This is a genomic window from Bacteroides sp. GM023 (assembly GCF_014750685.1).
GTDB lineage: Bacteria > Bacteroidota > Bacteroidia > Bacteroidales > Bacteroidaceae > Bacteroides.
In genome coordinates, this window is the sequence record NZ_JAAXGE010000013.1 from 116,576 (window position 1) to 135,033 (window position 18,458).

The window sequence follows — 18,458 nt, forward strand, 5'->3', positions numbered from 1 at the left end:
AATTAAAACTTGAATAATATGAAAATAACAAAATATATTGCTGTTGCTTGTGCTATATTATCTTTAGCTTCCTGCGATGACTGGTTGGACAATAAACCCAAAGGTTATACAATCCCCGAGACTTATGCTGATTATGAGAAGCTGATGTCTAACCAATATCTAATTAATGTCCTAGATCCTTATCTAGTTTATTTCACCGACGACCCCATGATGGTGGAAAAAGGTGAAACGACAGTGGAATGGTTCGAGTATATCAGTAAAAAAGATCATGAAAGGAATATCTTTTCATTCCAGCCGGGACAGGTATATACCCCCGGAAATAGCGATGCTATCTGGGAAAATGCGTATTCCAACATTTTCAGTTACAATGCAATTATTAATAATGTATTAAGCTCTACGGGTGGTAGTGACGCTGATAAAAGTCGTCTGCAAGCCGAGGCATTGGTCGGCCGCGCATTCGAATACTTGTGCTTGATTAATATATACGGGAAGCATTATGATGCTTCTACTGCGGCTACAGACTATGGTGTACCTTTAGTGCTGAGTGAGGAAGTAGGAGGAGAAAAGTATAAGCGCAATACGGTTGCCGAGGTATATGAACAAATAAAAAAAGATTTGGAGGCTGCTTCTGCCAATCTGGCCGACAATACGGCATTCCCTTTCTACCCTACCAAAAATGCTTGTCATTCAATATTGTCCCGCATGTATTTGTACATGGGAAATTATGATGAATCTTTGAAATATGCCGATATGATACTTTCTAACCCACAGAATATCCGGTTAATCGAATATAAAAATTATAAGAAGATTGACGGGACGCAATGGAGGAATATCGTTACGGATGATGAAAATGAGACACAGTTCCCTGACGGACAGTACGGCTTCCCAAGCCCGGAGCAACTGTATACCCGTTATATTAGTAACCACACGTTCAACAGTGTATGTGAAAGCGAAGATTTGCGCCAAGTTTTTGCCAAAAACATCAATGAAGAAATGGGTGAAGCGGATTTGCGTGAAGATTTGTTTTTCCGTGCCGACTGCATGAACCGTGGTGCCGGTATGGAATATTTCAAGGGGTACACTATTTATACAGCATGGATACAAATCAATGCCGGCACTTCCATTCCGGAAATGCTCCTGACTGCTGCAGAATGTGAAGCCCGTATAGGAACTACGGCGAAAGCTATCGGATATCTAAATACACTACGTGCATCTCGTATCAGAAACCATATCCCGTATAAAGTGACGGACTTTACAGACAAACAAAAAGCATTGCAATTAGTACTTGATGAGCGTCGTTGTGAATTCGCAATGATAGGATATATGCGATATGTGGATTTACGACGCTTGAACAAAGAACCGAAATTTGCAAAAACAGTTGTCCACAAAGTAGGAAATGAGACATGGGAACTTCCAGCCAATGATTTGCGTTATATTATGCCCGTTCCACAAAATGTATTAGAGTACAACCCGGATATTCCTCAATATGAACGTTAATAAATAAAAGTATAACAACGAAGAAAAGTTTGACAACTATTGAACTAACGCTCTACATATATCGAAAAAGTAAAATAAGATTAAGAACGTGTGATAATGAAAACAAAAGACCTCGTTGGCATCACTTTGTTTGCGAACGAGGTCTTGATATTAATTAAAGATTTTCCACACTAAATTTCCCTAATAAATTACTTTTTCTCCTCAATTAGAGCGATTTTCTCTTTTTTATTTGTACATTTGCAGTGCCCATCTACAATTAGAAGGGGTTTCGAGGCTCGTTTTGGCAAGATCCAATTCGGAGCCTTGCGTTTTTTATATAACTTCGTTCAGTTTCTTTTTTAGCATTTTCTTTATTTTCTTTTCTCCGCCCGGCATATTCAGATAGTAAGCCGTCAGCAAGTAATATCCGTGTGGACTTCGCTGCGGTTCAAGGACTATTACATATTTCTCTATCTTATCATATATGTATGTACGGTAAATATTCTTACGATGCTTTATATCTCTTTCCTCGCAACTGAATATTTCCAACACATGAGATGTCTTCTCTTCTATATGATGACGAATCCAATGTAAGCGGCGGGAACGATCAGGTTCAAAAACTCTTTTTTTAGTTGCAGCACCTTCCTCTTCCTTGTCGTCCGTTGTTGTCAGGTGCATAAATTCACGTTGCATATCTATTTCCCCGTCCGATTTGATGGGATAGATACGTTTGGTACGGAACATGAATGTTTCGTTATCCTCTATATCACGGCAATAAACTCTATATAACGAATCCTTGCGTTCTTTATCTCCCAGATGCAATATTTCCAACAGTTCCGGGTATTTCTTTAACAAATTGAATGGCATAGACTTATTTTTGCAGATTGATAAAGAACAGGTTGAACTTCTTGTTTTTCAGAGGTGTGGTACACAATAACGAAAGGTTAGTCTGCTTCTTTATTTTTTCGACAATCAGACGTTTCGCACGTACCTTTCCCGCGATCACCCCTTTCTGTATGCGTAGATGGTAATTTATGGCACCCATAAGAATATCTGCCAACTGGATAAAGTGTACCTGATGCGACTTAACGAAATTAAAATCCCGTATCGCCGAGTTATACTTTAATATTTCCGCCAGTTTGTGCAACTTCTGCTGGCTACATGTGTCCTTGATGTCAAAATAGACATTATAAGTGCTCTCCATATCCATCTGATGATGCAAAAGCTGGTAATACATCCGAAAGTAAAAATCGTTATAACTGTATTCTGCCCGTGTATTGTCTATTTCCGACTTGTCCACGATGACCGCACGGAATTTCATGTTGGTCATAAAGAAATAATCTACAATCTCATTGTAAAGAGGAAAGGTCTTGTCGGAGATATTCGTCCATTTCAGTTCTCCCTCGTATCCATGCTTTTCTTTGATTTCCCGTATCTGCTTTTTAGCAAGAGCCATCTCGTTATACGGTACACTTACATAGCCATATATCATGTAAGGTTGCCCGTCATTTTCCAAATGCGTACTCTCGTCACAATATATATTATAGGTCTTGTGGTTGCACTCCATTGTATTATTCGTTTTATAATCGGGAGACAAAGATAGGGATAAAAAGTAACTCCAAAGAAAAGATGTGCAATTTTTACCACACAACGGAATGATAAGATGATAACCCCAATATTACAACCAACAGCTAATTCGGCATAGAACGAAAGTAGGGTAAGCATATTGCACAATAAATACTGACCATAAGAAAAAGGATGTTGGGTGAGGAATGTCGTTTCGCCATTTGCTCATCCTTACCACCACTGATGAATTTTATTTTATTATTGTTTTCTTTAAGCTCAAAGGGAGCGAAGCCCCCTCGACTCCACTCCCTCACAACCTTTCTCCTCTCACTTTCAAACACTAATACACGGAGAAAACGCGCTTAGATCATAAAAATTATACCTATAATTTATAAACTACTCAGCCATTTTTAAAACTTATTCTGACCGGCATCCCACCAAAGACGGGTTCCGCCATTATCTACTCCGCCGAGAGCAGCCTTCAAGAATCCGTATTGTGCAGGATCTTTGTCGGCATCATCTGTAGAGAATGGTAAACGACGAATCATTATATCCGTATCAATTGTTCCGCCACTATTATTTGTCTGAACTTTAAATAGTTTGGGATAGCCCGTGCGACGTTGTTCCGACCAGGCTTCATAACTTTCAGGGAAACATGCCAACCACTTCTGAGTAATAATGTGCTCCAATTGAACTTCGGGAGTTGCTCCATCGTCCCATTTAGGAGTAATAGTAATAAGTGCATTCATGTCTTTACCACCACTGGCAGGAACATAATCTTTATATCCCACCGGTTTTTTCTCACTTGCCAAATAAGCATCAGCCCCGTCAACCTTCCATTGAGCAAACGAGGTTTTTACACCTGTCTCATAGCAAACCTTCACATCTTCAGTCGTAAAACCGCGCAAAGCAGCTTCTGCTCTCAAAAACCAAATTTCTGCCGCTGTCATTAGAATGGCAGGTGTCGTCTCACCACTGATTGCATTGAAAGATGAATAACCGCTATAATAGCTGGGATCTCCTTCTCGCATCAATACGCCTTGAGGTATACCAATCCACTGGTCGGTATGCCCCGTTAAAGTAGCTTTGTTAAACCACTTCTCACGACGCGGGTCTTCATATCCATTCAGCAGGGATGCCATGCTTGCTCCCATATACACTTCACCCCAACCGGCTACACCATATAAAGGATTCGTATATCCACGGCCTGACACTTGTATAACTTCTTGAGATTTCTCCAATAATCCATAAGAGTTTTCAAATGCCTTCGCAATCTGCTCCGCTGCCGTAGCCTTGTCAACATTGGATATACGGATAGCGAGACGGAGACGAAGTGAATTGGCAAACTTAATCCATCCCTTAATCCCGGTAGTATTCATCATATCATGGGCATTGAAAGTTCCATCACTGCCACCATTTTTCAAAAACTTATCGAGCGCTTCGATTCCGGCATCCAAATCTTTAAAGAAAGCTGTATAAGCCTCTTGCTGCGTATCCACCGCATTGGCTTCCCCGTTACCGAATTTGCTGTACACGATCGGTCCATAAGTATCCGCAATGCGATGCATCAGTTCTACTTTCAAGATTTTTCCTATGCCATAATATTGAATAGCTTCTTCCACATCTTTTGTATTGAGTTCGGCTTTATGTATAGCCGGGAATATATACTGATAAGTATAATTCCATGCGGCATTAGACCAGCCGGTATTAATATTATAAACGGAGTTCTTATCATTAAACTTTGCCGTAGGATCATGGAAATATCCGGAAAACATATCGTGCTGAAGCGCCTGCGTCAATTGCCACGGCCAGTTCAATCCGTCTCCCCAGTTGTATTGGAAATAAATTCCCGATTGCACAACCTCAAGTGGCATTGTGTATTTCTGACGGTCGTAGGACTGCGCCTGTTCATTAAATGCGCCTTTCAGTTCATTGTCAGACTCGAAATTATCAGTACATCCTGAGAAGCTGAACAATCCTCCCATTAGTAGTGCTACTATATATGTATATTTTTTCATAATGCTCAATAATTTAAAAGTTAGAATGTGAATTTAACGTTGAATCCAATATTGCGGGTAGTCGGCATTCCAAATACATCCACACCCTGATTATTGTTTCCTACTGACAGAGTTGCATCCGGATCAAATGGGGCATCTTTATAGAAGAAGAATAAATTACGGGCTACGAGTGACACGTCAATTCCCTGAAAGACTTTTGTCTTGGCCAACCATGTCCTCGGGAGGGCATAACTAAGTGATAATTCACGCAAACGGACATTAGTAGCATCATACATATAATATTCTGAAACACCGTTACGTCCGCCGACCGATCCGTAGAAGCCTTTTACATTATCAAATCTCTGTCCATTATATTCTACATAACCGCGATCACGAGCTTCGGCAGTTGCCTTAGTTACGCCACGGGAATCCAGGTCGGCTTCCGTCAATGACATTACATCGCCACCAATACGTGCATCTATGAGGAAGTACAGACTGAAACCTTTGTATGTGAAAGTATTGCTCCAGCCCAGCAAACAATCTGGATTGGCATTGCCTAAAAGGTCTTTATTGCCGGTTTTATTTACCGGTGAACCGTCAGCATTCACTTGAATAGAGCCATCATCATTGCGAACAAAAGCATTGCCATAAATATCACCTAACTTGCCGCCTTCCTTAATACGCATCTGATAGGCCATAGAGAAACCTTCCTGTCCGTAAGAGAACTGCGTATAATCGGGATGCAGAGAAACCACTTTATTACGATTGGCTGATACGTTTACCGAAGTTTTCCAACGAAAATCATCATTCATCAGCGGAGTTCCGTCAACAGTAAGTTCAAAACCCTTGTTACGTATTTTTCCTGCATTGATATAGCGATAAGCGTAAAGAGAACCTGCCGGGTTGGGCATCATCAACAACTGATTTTTTGTATCAGTCTGATACCAGGTAAAGTCAATTCCTAAACGGCTATTAAAGAATCTCCATTCCGTACCCACTTCAAAAGAAGTACTAATTTCCGGTTTCAAGTCGCCACGATGTTCTTTATCATTCACCTGAATAGCACCTCCTGCCTGTATAATATCGGCAAGGCTAGTGATACCGATTGGCAAGTCATTACCCACTTGCGCCCATGAGCCGCGCACTTTGCTGAAAGATACCCAGTCCGGCATTTTCAACGTTCTGGACAAAATCCATGTCAGACCTACAGACGGGTAGAAGAAACCTGAATTTTTACTATTCGTATTTGCCAGTGTAGACGACCAGTCATTACGGGCTGTCAGGTCAAGATAAAGCATTTCGTCCCAACCGAGTTGCGCTGTCGCAAATATTGACTGAATGGTACGCTTAGAGTCGATAGTATGGGAAATAGCTGCCTTGGAAGTTGATACGACATTGGGAACTGTAAACACATTGGGATGATATAATGAAGCAAGTTTGGAATCAATCATCAGCGAGTTGGCCGTCGTAGCATTGATACTTGTTCCGACAGCTCCATTGATAGAAAACTTGTCGAATGTCTTGTTAAACATGGCCATTAAGTCACCATATACCTGGAAATTCTGACTATCAGACCATACATAACGTCCATTCATCAATCCGTCATACGTTCCGGCAATATTCGGAGAAGTGGAAGCGTACATCTTATTCTCAAATTTGTCGCTGACAAAATCAACATTGCCACGAGCCTGCAGACTGAACCAATTATTTACTTTCACATTAGCTGTCAGAGAAGCCATTGCACGGTAGCGTTTGTTCCTGTTAGTAACACGGTTCTTTATCCAATAAGGGTTCTGATCCCATTCACTGATAGAACCATCCTCATTCGTCACATACCAGTTTTGGAGGTTCATGTTACGTCCTGCATCATAGAGTTCAAAATTATCTTTATAAGGAGTCATATCCATTCCGCGCGGGAAACCATAGATATTCACCAATGGGTTGAGGTAATATCCACCGGAAGAAGGACTATTTTTGATAGTCTGCGTCATCAAGGTCGCATTGCCGTCCAACTTCAAACGGTCATTGAAGAAACTGGCAGTTTCGCGGAAAGTAAGGTTATGCTTCTGAAGTTTGTTCGAGTCAATAATACCTTTGGCAGTGGTATTCGCATAAGAGAAATAAGTTTGCGACTTGTCATTGCCACCCATGAAAGAGACAGTATTGATAGCAGTCACACCATTACTGAAGAAATCATCCACATTGTTATAATCCGTAAGATTTCCCTCCTTTCCCCAGCTACTGGTTCCTCCTTCGATTCGTCCGTATGAGTTCTGGAATTTTGGCAGACTAATAGCATGGTCTACTGTCAGATTAGAAGAAAAGGTTACTTTTTGCATCCCGGCTTTACCTTTTTTGGTTGTTATGAGGATAACGCCATTGGCAGCCTGCGAACCGTAAAGAGCAGCAGCGGAAGCACCTTTCAAAATACTCATGCTTTCAATATCTTCCGGATTCAAATTGGAAACGCCGTCTCCTGCATCACGGTTCACACCGTTATTTTCGCCACCCATCACTGTAGCAGTTGATTCGGTAGTGTTATTGAGCATCGGAACACCGTCAATCACATATAAAGGTTGGTTATTACCACTGGCAAATGCGGAACGTGCACCACGAATAGAAACTTTAGCAGAACCACCCAATCCGGCAGCACTTTTAGTTATTTGAACACCTGCCGTTTTTCCGGCTAATGCATTAATCATATTCGGGTCTTTGGCACGTGTCAGCTCATCGCCTCCCACTTGTTGGGTGGAGTAAGTCAGAGAAGCTTCTTTCTTCTTGATACCCATAGCTGTAACTACAACCTGTTCCAAAGCCATCGCTTCTTCCTCCATTTTTATATTGAAGCTTGCTTGTCCGTTGACAGAAATACTTTGAGGTTGATAACCTACATAGGTAACATTGATAACAGCGTCACTAGGCACTTTCAGTGTAAAGTTACCATCCAAGTCGGTAATAGTCCCGTTCGTCGTACCTTTCTCTACAACACTGGCACCAATGATTACTTCACCTCTCGCATCGGTCACGATACCTTTTACCGTTATTATTTTCTGTTGCTGTGTGGATGCACCGGGATTTTTGGTCAGCACGATATTATTGCCTTCCATTACATAGCGGATACCTGTTCCTTCAAATGCGCGGTCAAGGATTTCGGATACCGGTTGATTGCTTGCATCTACATTAACAACCCTTGCTACATCTACCGTTTTTTTATTGTAGACAAACAGGTAATCGGTCTGAGACTCTATCTTAGAGAGTAATTCACTTACTTTCAGCGTTGAACGTGGAATGCTGATTTTTGCACTTTGGGAATATCCATTCTCACAATAAGCTTGAAATGTTACGAACAGAAGAAGGAATAAAGTTATCTTCATAGTTAGTATTATTTGCTTAGATTCTAAACTTTTTGGACAAAAAAGTCCTTTCAAAGAAATTTTTCTCATATCTTTGCAACGTGTTAAGTTAATAAATTGATTAAGGTCGATTTTTGACTGTTTCGAATCGGAAAGTATGGGGGTACTTTCCGATTCTTTTGATAAGGGGGTTATTGACTGTAATTCATAATTGTTAAGTTTTTAAGGGGTTAGTACTAATTCAAGGTATATATCAAGTGAGCTCTTTTTTTTATTTTATCCAAATACTGTCTCTTTCTTCATTGATAGAATAAGTAAAGGGAAGGTCTTTCTGAATGACTTTGAGAATATGTTCTATGCCATCCTGTTCCTTGAACTTACCCGTGCACCGATAGTTCAGCAATGCCGGATCATCCACAATGATCTTCACATTATAGTATTTCTCAAGTTTACTGAAAATACATTCGAGGGCAGAGTCATCAAAGCAATATAATCCTTCCCGCCAACGCAGGTAGTCATAAGAGGGTAAAACGGTCTTTTTATTCTTTCCCGCATAGGAGCCAAAGAATTCATTCTTTTTCAGGCGTGCCAAAGGGTGTTCGTTACCTTTTGCATAGATATCTACGATACCTTCTATCAATGTCGTTTCAAATTCATCACTTCCTTTATAAGCACATACATTGAAATGTGTTCCTACGACTCTCACTTGATTTGTTTCTGTATTCACATTGAAGGGTATCTCTTTATTCTTTGCTACTTCAAAATAGGCTTCTCCGTCTAGTTCCACATTTCTGTCGTTACGACCGAAGTTGGAAGAATAGCTTAATGTGGACTGTGCGTTCAACCAGACTTTTGTTCCGTCTGCCAGGGTTATCTGTGCGCGTTGTCCGGCAGGGACTGCCACTGTTTGCGTTTGTGCTACCTTATTATATTGGTATTCTTTCAATAAGTATCCGCAACAGAGCACGACGATAACAGTTGCCGCTATACGGGCACTCCACCTCAACATAGGTATAAGGCGGGCGCCCGCAACAGCTTTCTCTCTCTTGTGTCTCTTTGAATCTGTAAAAAGGGCAATGTCAAATAGCATACGTTCATTCAGCAGTGTTTTCCGATTATCTTCGGATTCATCCACCCAGTTAAGAATACGCTTCTCTTCTTCAACAGTAGTGTTGCCCTTGAAATATTTATGTAATAACTCCTGGTTCATGCGGATTGTCTTTTTCTGTTTCTATTTATAAGAGGCTTTTTCTCCCCCTTCTATATATAAAACAGGTTAGCTTGAGACAACCCTAATGAAAAATCCCGTTTTTTTCAAAAAAAAACGGGATTAGACTCAAAAAGAATAAATTCATATTTATTTAGGAGCGGGGAAGTATCTTAAAATAAGGCTAAGTCTATTACTTTAAAATCATCCCTTAGTCCTTTACACAACGAATAGACTGACCGAAACTTGGCACCTGATACATGAAACCTGGATTTGGCCATCTACTCAAAAACATACTCCATGAACTTTGAGCATTTTCACCTGTGGACTCAAAGATCGAAGCAGTATGGTAATAACCAGTTTGTCCTTCAAACTCTAAACCACCATTATTACTACGTCGTCTTCCTGCCAGCGGGAAGAAAACAGAGGCATTATTAGTAGCATTATATACTAAGATTCCTCTATAAGCTGCCTGCGCATTGTTCGGCGATACGCTGGAAGGGCTATCACCCACTACCTTGGTAATGGGTCTGCGATCAAAGAATCCATCAGCATATAGACCTATGGCGAATGTGATATGCCCTTGGGCTTCATTCGTCTGCCCGCTGTTGTCTTGCCAGAAATTCTGTTCACGCACTACACCGGTTACACCAATATTTGCGCCAACATTATCATTTACTCCGGCATCTCCACTTAACGGGTTCGTATATAATGACTGTCGCAATTCAGAAAATGCTATTTGACTGCTATAATTGGTTTGCGCCACCTCTTTAACAATCCCATCTGTACTCACAGTAACATAACTACTCCCCCTTTTGTAATTAGGATACGGGCCGTTATAGGAAATCTGGTCAATATATCCATCAGATGGACGGTGATATCCTTCCGGACAAGTCTCAAAGATTTCACCAAACTTATAATCATACATGGAAGAAGGTGTTCCAGTAGCCGCTCCCCATACTGGTAAGAAGGGCCCCCAAAACTGTAGATCGGTATTCCAACCATTTATCTCATTATTAGAATTTACCATTGTAGGATGATAAGCTAATCGAAAATTGCTCGACTCAGCGTCCCTGGGAAGCCCCCATTGGAAGAAGGCTCCGGCTTGTGTCGGGTATTTCACAAACTTTCCCTGCTTTATTCCCACTGGAGTGGATAGGTCATTATTACCTCCCCAATAACCCGGAGATGTCAGATTATAAGGTGAGATTTTTCGAGCATAATTACGTGCCTGTCCCGACAAAGGCCCCTTAGTTATAGGATCTTCTATACCGGGTCGCATAATATAATCAGCTTCTTCTCCTTGCCGCACGTATATATAATATGGAGAATCATACCACACATGATCATCTTCCGTTCCCCATCTACCGCCATAAGGTTCGATCATTACCACACCATATTTCGGGGTCGTCCCAGTAGCGTACTTTTGTTTTGTACCAATACGGAAATAGATACGTCCTCTACCAGTCACCATAGTTCCGGATTCTCCTTTATACTCATTAGGCAAAACTTTATAGTGTTCCGGTTCTCCCGGATTATCCGTCCCAACAAGCGGATCAAAACTTGGGGTAGAACTGAGTATGAAATCACCGCCACCTGATATTATCGTAGCTCGCCAAGGACTTGGTCCCCCGATATCTTCCGGGCGTTCATTAGCACTTGCACCGCTTATCACTTTCTGTTGTCCAGTGATAATTCTTTCTCCTATTTCATTATTTCTGAAAAAGGCGCCTACATATCCTTTTCCATATATATCAAACATAAAACGTTGTCCGTATTGACTGGTATTGACCTTTATTTCTCTTTGTAACTTACCGCCGTCTTCATCCTCAACGGACAAAACAATCCGATAAGTTTGTGTCCCTACCACATTGCGTTCATCCAATAATACGTCCATATAACCAGATCCTGATTTAGATGCCTTATTATAAATATAAGAAAAACGAGAGGTAGTAGATGTTATTGTAGTCCCATTATCTTTTACATCTGCCGTCCTTAATACAAGGTTATTAAATATCCTTTCAGTTTCCGCCGTACCGGTTCCCGTAGCACCCACATACACATTAGGCAACACCTTTACTATCGGCATATTAGAACTAAAAGAGATTCGTGCTCCATTAAAATCGGTAATACTAGTTTCCAAAGTTGAGACATTCAAAACTTTGATACCTGCTATGTTCCAGTCATCATCAACGTCAGTCCATTCGGATGCCATAACATTCACAAGCAATGGTTCCTTTATATACCCTGTCAAATCGAGCTTGCTATTTTTGGGCAAACTGTAATTTACCGGATTCGCTCCAATCTCCAATTCACAAGACGGACTATACTCATCCACCATATCAACGGTAAAAATCACAGCTTTGTCTTTATCAATAGTAGATAGAGGTTCATTGGCTGGCAAGATAATACGATTGACTTTCTTTTCCCAAGTCCAATCGGCAGTAGAAGTACCATCGGCAAAATAGCTACCATCATCTCCTACGGTAAACTTACGCGTTACACTTCGTCCAATAGTCCCCTTATAGCCAGCGGTCAATGGAACAAGATCCGGGATATTACTAAATACTACTCCATTGAAGGAACCGTTCAAATTATCTTTGGCCTTGAGTACCACGTCTACGCGTACCCCAAGTCTTTCAAGAGCTAGCTGCAAGATAGACACTGTTGTACCACCGTCTAATGTCGCTCCCTGCCCGTTGGTAAGAACTGTTACATTCTTAATCTCCTGCATCATCGGAATAATCCGGTCTGACGCAAAAAAGTCGGCGGGATAAGCAATCTCGTCTAAATCTGAATAATTTTCAATAGCATTCAGTTTATTCTGAATCGGTATATTGGCAGGTTCATTAGCAAGGAACACAAAGTTATAAGGCCCCGGATTAATAGGATGCCGAATGATGTCACCATTCACTGCGTTATAAGATACATTGCTTACTATATTTTCTGTTGATATGTCGAATGCTAAAATACGAAGAGTCTGTACTACATGATCTTCCGGCGTACCATCATGAGTGCTACTGCGAGGTGTTATTCCTCTTACGGTTATAAATGTACCTTCCACAGTATTCTCCGTGAATGTCTCATCTATACAAGAAGAAGAAAAAATAATCAGCGACAACAAATAAAACCAATTCCTATATATTCTATTTTCCCTTTTCATCATAAAAACTGTTCCCTTTTACACAACATCTAAACTCTCTCTATTCTCAGAGTACAAATATCGTGAATTTGGGCAACTCAATGAATTATATTCATTTCTGATATAGGCAATAAAAACGCTGAATAACAACTGATTAAGCAAATTAAAGAAGATTGTATTGCAAAATGCAAAATACACGTTTAGACAATACGATTATTTACTCATATCGAATCAATAAGGTAATTCCGGTTCCGATATTAGAAACTGACAAAATGCAAATCCACACATTTATATATAAAAAAGCCCTAAGCAGTCATACTTCAAGGGCTCTAGTGAATATATCCTCCAACTCTGGTTTTATTGTTCAAAGAAGAATAGAAGCCAGGTAATCTTTCAGTTCAGTACGCAGAATTTTCAATGCCTTAGTGATATGAAACTCCACAGTTTTAAGAGAAATGTCAAGCTGTTCAGCTATTATTTTATTCGGAGTATTTTGATAGCGGCTTAACAAAAAAATCTTCCGGCTCTGTTCGGGCATACGTTTCAATGCTTTCTGTACAATATGCTGTATTTCAGCATTAAAGATAGTATCCGGTTCACAATCTTCCAAGGTAGAAATACGAAGATTAAGTTCACGCTGCCTATGCGTATTTATTTCTTCTTCGGCACGAAGGCGCACTTGCACATGTGCCAGATAATTCAGCGCCTTATTTTTTATGATCGTCAATAACAATGCGTGCAGATTAGAATTTTCATCCCATTTTTCTCTGTTTTCCCATAAAGTAATCATAGATTCCATCAATATATCTTCCGCTTCCTGCTTATCACGGATGTATGAATAGGCGAACGACAAGAACTTCTCCTGATTCTCATGAAAGAATTCAGAAAAAAGTTGAATAGAAGAAATATTGTTTGCTATGTGCATCACGCATTAGGTTTAGAGGTTATAGACTTCTTTCTTGATACAAAAGAACACAAACTTTTTCACAAAAGCAAAAGTTAAGACAAAAAAATAGTCCGAAAACTAAGTTTTCGGACTATCCTTTGTCATATAAAAGCTATCACTTTTTTACTTTTTCTCCGGTCTTGGCATCAAAACTTTTCTGGAAAGTTTGAATTTGCCTGTCTTTGGATCGACGTCAATCAATTTCACTTCAATTTCGTCACCTTCCTTGATTCCGGCTTCTTCTACAGTTTCAAGACGTTTCCAGTCAATTTCTGAAATGTGCAGCAAACCGTCTTTGCCCGGCAAGAATTCGATAAACGCACCGTAAGGCATGATAGAACGAACTTTACCTTTGTACACTTCACCCACTTCAGGAACAGCAACGATTGCCTTAATCATGCGCATTGCATCATCAATACATTTTTTGTTTGTTCCGGAAACTTCGATGCGTCCCATACCATCAATCTCTTCGATAGTAATCACAGCACCTGTTTCTTCCTGCATACCTTGGATGATCTTTCCACCAGGGCCGATCACAGCACCGATGAATTCCTTAGGAATGGTCATCGTTTCAATGCGAGGAGCATGGTCTTTCAAGTCAGCACGCGGTTCTGCGATTGTTTCGGTAATCTTATCGAGGATATGCATACGTCCTTCTTTAGCCTGATTCAAAGCATTTTCCAGAATTTCGTAAGACAAACCGTCTACCTTGATATCCATCTGAGTAGCAGTGATACCGTCTCTTGTTCCGGTTACCTTGAAGTCCATATCACCCAGGTGATCTTCGTCACCAAGAATGTCAGACAATACGGCATATTTCTCTTCTCCCGGATTCTTGATCAATCCCATAGCAATACCTGACACCGGTTTGTTGATTTTCACACCTGCATCCATCATTGCCAATGTTCCGGCACATACGGTAGCCATAGAAGAAGAACCGTTAGATTCGAGAATTTCTGAAACCACACGTATTACATACGGATAGTCAGCAGGAATTTGTCCTTTCAAAGCGCGCCATGCCAAGTGACCGTGACCGACTTCACGACGGCCTACACCACGTTGTGCTTTTGCTTCACCTGTAGAGAAAGGAGGGAAGTTATAATGTAACAGGAAACGTTCTTTTCCGTGTTCCAGAACATTGTCGATAATCTTTTCGTCGAGCTTGGTACCCAGCGTAACAGAAGTCAGTGACTGAGTTTCACCACGAGTGAATATAGCAGATCCGTGAGGACCAGGCAGAGGACCAACCTCACACCAGATAGGACGGATTTCGGTAGTCTTACGACCATCGAGACGCTTACCTTCGTCAAGGATAGAACGGCGCATTGCTTCTTTTTCTACATCATGGTAGTAACGGTCGATCAGCGCAGCCTTTTCTGCCAATTCTTCTTCAGAGAATTGAGCCTTGAACTCTTCGCGGATAGCTTCGAAAGCATCAAAACGTTCGTGCTTGTTCTTATTTCCTGAAGCGGCAACAGCATATGCTTTGTCGTAACATGCTTCACGAACTGCCTTACGCAAATCATCATCGTTTACTTCATGGTCATATTCACGTTTCACAGTTTTGCCAACAGCTTCTGTCAACTCCATCTGTACTTTGCAATGAACCTTGATAGCTTCGTGAGCCACTTTCATTGCTTCCAGCAATTCAGCTTCGGATACTTCATGCATTTCACCCTCTACCATCATGATATTGTCATAAGTAGCGGCAACCATAAGATCCATATCAGCTTTTTCCAGTTGGTCAAAAGTCGGATTGATAACGAACTGACCGTCTATACGTGCTACACGTACTTCAGAGATAGGTCCGTTGAATGGAATATCTGAAACGGCAAGCGCTGCAGAAGCTGCAAGTCCTGCCAATGCGTCCGGCATATCTACACCATCAGCTGAGAAAAGGATGATGTTCACATATACCTCTGCGTGATAATTATCAGGGAACAAAGGACGGAGAGCACGGTCAACGAGACGGCAAGTCAGAATTTCATAATCAGAAGCTCTACCTTCTCTCTTGGTGAAACCACCAGGAAAACGGCCGAATGCCGCAAATTTTTCTTTGTACTCTACCTGTAAAGGCATAAAATCTGTTCCGGGAACTGCATCTTTAGCGGCACAAACAGTAGCTAATAACATGGTGTTGCCCATGCGTAGCATTACAGAACCGTCTGCCTGTTTTGCCAACTTTCCCGTCTCGAGTGTGATGGTTCTTCCATCTGCCAACTCGATCGTCTTAACAATTGGGTTAATCATAAAAATTGTTTTATCTATACTTTTTCTTTCAAAATTCCTGCAAAGATATACATTTATCGTTGTAATCAGGTGGAAATGAGGTAAAAAGTTAGTTACTAACTGATTTTTTTTCAAAAATAGGATGAAGAACACAGCAAAATGCTTTGACTAATCTCGAAAAGAAGTATATTTGCATCTCGTAAATAACACACACTATATGAAAAAGGTTACTTTTGCAGCGCTCGCCGCACTTACTATGACAGCTTGTAGTTCCGGTCCTAAATTCCAGGTGAACGGGGATGTATCAGGAGCCGACGGTAAAATGCTTTATCTTGAGGCTTCCGGTCTGGAAGGTATTGTTCCGCTTGATTCTGTTAAGCTGAAAGGGGAAGGTACATTCAGTTTCAAGCAACCCCGTCCCGAATCACCCGAATTTTATCGCTTGCGGGTAGACGACAAAGTTATCAACTTTTCTGTAGACTCTATCGAAACAATCCAGGTCAAAGCACCGTATGTAGATTTCTCTACCGCTTATACCGTGGAAGGTTCGGAGAACAGCAACAAGATAAAGGAACTGACGCAGAAACAGATCCAGCTTCAGAAAGATGTGGATGATTTGCTGGGCGCACTGCGCAGCAACAAAATCGGTCACGATGTCTTTGAAGACAGCTTGGCGACACTGCTCAGCAATTATAAGGAAGATGTAAAAGTCAACTATATTTTTGCCGCTCCAAACACGGCAGCCGCTTACTTTGCCCTATTCCAGAAGCTCAACAATTATCTGATATTCGACCCGTTGAACAATAAAGATGACGTGAAGTGTTTTGCCGCTGTAGCCACGAGCCTCAACAACGCATTCCCGAATGCCGTGCGTTCCAAGAACCTTTATAATATTGTAATCAAAGGAATGAAGAATACACGCCAGCCGCAAGCGAAAGCGTTGGAAATCCCTCAGGAAAAAATCGTAGAAACGGGGATTATCGACATTGCCTTGCGCGACGTGAAAGGAAATGTACGCAAGCTGACTGACCTGAAAGGTAAAGTCGTATTGCTCGACTTCTCCGTATTCCAGTCGCCTGCCGGAGCTCCTCATAACCTGATGCTTCGTGAACTATATAATGAATACGCAAAGAGTGGACTGGAAATCTACCAGGTATCTCTCGACGCGGATGAACACTACTGGAAAACATCGGCCGACAACCTTCCCTGGGTGTGTGTACGCGATGGAAACGGAGTATATTCGACGAACGTAGCCGTATATAATGTTCGTCAGGTACCATCTATCTTTTTGATTAATCGTAACAACGAATTGAAGCTTCGTGGCGAAGATATCAAGGATTTGGAAGCAGCTGTCAAGTCATTGCTCTAAGTTGTTATAATTTAGCATATTTCTTTTAAATATGTTACATAGCATCATTTTCCACTTGACACGTATCACTTAAAAGGCTATCTTTGCAAAGAAATAATGAGAAGAGGGTTCCAGCATGGCACATGTTGGAATTCTTTTTTGTTTATATGACCATTTAAAACAATTAAAGGAGGAAAACATCATGGCTTATATGTCAGAAGAAGGTTACAAGAAACTGATGGCGGAACTAAAAGAACTGGAAACAGTGGAACGCCCGAAGATCTCTGCGGCAATAGCCGAAGCCAGAGATAAAGGAGACTTGTCGGAAAATGCAGAGTACGATGCAGCCAAAGAGGCACAAGGAATGTTGGAAATGCGTATCAACAAACTGAAATTAGTGATCGCAGATGCAAAAATCATCGATGAATCCAAACTCAAAACTGATTCTGTACAGATCTTAAATAAAGTAGAGTTGAAGAATGTAAAGAATGGAATGAAGATGACATACACCATCGTTTCTGAAAGCGAAGCTAACCTGAAAGAAGGAAAGATTTCCGTTAACACTCCGATTGCACAGGGTTTACTTGGCAAGAAGGTGGGTGAAGTAGCAGAAATTACTGTTCCACAGGGTCAAATTGCATTGGAAGTAGTAAACATATCAATTTAACGTTAAGGCAGGTCTTCGTATGAGGCTTGCCTTATTTTATCAATAAAAGTTATGGCAACAATATTCAGCAGAATCATCGCAGGCGAAATCCCCTGCTACAAGATAGCGGAAAACGAGAAGTTTTTTGCTTTTCTCGATATCAACCCGTTGGTAAAGGGACATACATTGGTGGTGCCCAAACAGGAAGTAGACTATATTTTCGATTTGAGCGATGAAGACCTGGCTGCTATGCATGTATTTGCTAAGAAAGTAGCCCGTGCCATCGAAAAGGCTTTCCCTTGCCAAAAGGTAGGCGAAGCTGTTATCGGACTGGAAGTTCCTCACGCACACATTCATTTGATTCCCATTCAGAAGGAATCGGATATGTTGTTCTCGAATCCGAAGCTGAAATTATCGGATGAAGAATTCAAGTCCATAGCACAAGCAATCAACTCCTCTCTATAAAACATGATGATAAAATAAGCAAGAGGGTGTCCGAAAAGGGTACCCTCTAACTTTTTTCTTTTTTGTCTCTTTTTTGTGATTTA

Annotated in this window: 12 protein-coding genes; 4 read left to right on the top strand and 8 right to left on the bottom strand. The window is 41.0% G+C overall.

The window, feature by feature from the left end; genetic code table 11:
• The first annotated feature begins 18 nt into the window (after window positions 1-18).
• Window positions 19-1,497: a RagB/SusD family nutrient uptake outer membrane protein gene (locus HC965_RS22575; protein WP_191033592.1), complete on the top strand. Its 1,479-nt coding sequence runs from the start codon at window positions 19-21 to the stop codon at window positions 1,495-1,497.
• 312 nt (window positions 1,498-1,809) lie between these two features.
• On the opposite strand, the gene HC965_RS22580 is transcribed toward HC965_RS22575, so the two are convergent.
• The 8 genes from HC965_RS22580 to pnp all read right to left on the bottom strand — a co-directional run bounded on the left by HC965_RS22580 (window position 1,810) and on the right by pnp (window position 15,937).
• A complete protein-coding gene (locus HC965_RS22580; protein WP_191033593.1) occupies window positions 1,810-2,343 on the bottom strand; it encodes a hypothetical protein in 534 nt (177 codons plus the stop codon).
• 4 nt (window positions 2,344-2,347) lie between these two features.
• Window positions 2,348-3,043 carry a DUF3800 domain-containing protein gene (locus HC965_RS22585; protein WP_191033594.1) on the bottom strand — a complete coding sequence of 232 codons (696 nt, stop codon included), beginning with the start codon at window positions 3,041-3,043 and terminating at the stop codon, window positions 2,348-2,350.
• A 409-nt stretch (window positions 3,044-3,452) separates the two neighbouring features.
• A complete protein-coding gene (locus tag HC965_RS22590; RefSeq protein ID WP_191033595.1) occupies window positions 3,453-5,060 on the bottom strand; it encodes a SusD/RagB family nutrient-binding outer membrane lipoprotein in 1,608 nt (535 codons plus the stop codon).
• 20 nt (window positions 5,061-5,080) lie between these two features.
• Window positions 5,081-8,482, bottom strand: a complete 3,402-nt coding sequence (locus HC965_RS22595; RefSeq protein WP_191033596.1) for a TonB-dependent receptor — start codon at window positions 8,480-8,482, stop codon at window positions 5,081-5,083.
• A gap of 181 nt (window positions 8,483-8,663) precedes the next feature.
• Window positions 8,664-9,602: a FecR family protein gene (locus HC965_RS22600; protein ID WP_191033597.1), complete on the bottom strand. Its 939-nt coding sequence runs from the start codon at window positions 9,600-9,602 to the stop codon at window positions 8,664-8,666.
• Window positions 9,603-9,810: 208 nt separating this feature from the next.
• Window positions 9,811-12,765, bottom strand: a complete 2,955-nt coding sequence (locus HC965_RS22605; protein WP_191033598.1) for a hypothetical protein — start codon at window positions 12,763-12,765, stop codon at window positions 9,811-9,813.
• A gap of 340 nt (window positions 12,766-13,105) precedes the next feature.
• Complete coding sequence (locus tag HC965_RS22610; protein WP_191033599.1) at window positions 13,106-13,666, bottom strand: RNA polymerase sigma-70 factor; 561 nt, start codon at window positions 13,664-13,666, stop codon at window positions 13,106-13,108.
• Between the two features lie 144 nt (window positions 13,667-13,810).
• Window positions 13,811-15,937 (bottom strand): polyribonucleotide nucleotidyltransferase, encoded by a 2,127-nt coding sequence (pnp, locus tag HC965_RS22615; protein WP_191033600.1) that lies wholly within the window; start codon window positions 15,935-15,937, stop codon window positions 13,811-13,813.
• Window positions 15,938-16,133: 196 nt separating this feature from the next.
• Between pnp and HC965_RS22620 the strand changes: the two genes are divergently transcribed.
• From HC965_RS22620 to HC965_RS22630, 3 genes are all read left to right on the top strand, one after another.
• Window positions 16,134-17,285, top strand: coding sequence for a DUF4369 domain-containing protein (locus tag HC965_RS22620; RefSeq protein WP_191033601.1), 1,152 nt, complete (start codon window positions 16,134-16,136; stop codon window positions 17,283-17,285).
• Window positions 17,286-17,466: 181 nt separating this feature from the next.
• Window positions 17,467-17,931 (top strand): transcription elongation factor GreA, encoded by a 465-nt coding sequence (greA, locus tag HC965_RS22625; protein WP_191033606.1) that lies wholly within the window; start codon window positions 17,467-17,469, stop codon window positions 17,929-17,931.
• Between the two features lie 51 nt (window positions 17,932-17,982).
• Complete coding sequence (locus tag HC965_RS22630; RefSeq protein ID WP_073343729.1) at window positions 17,983-18,375, top strand: HIT family protein; 393 nt, start codon at window positions 17,983-17,985, stop codon at window positions 18,373-18,375.
• Window positions 18,376-18,458 lie beyond the last annotated feature (83 nt).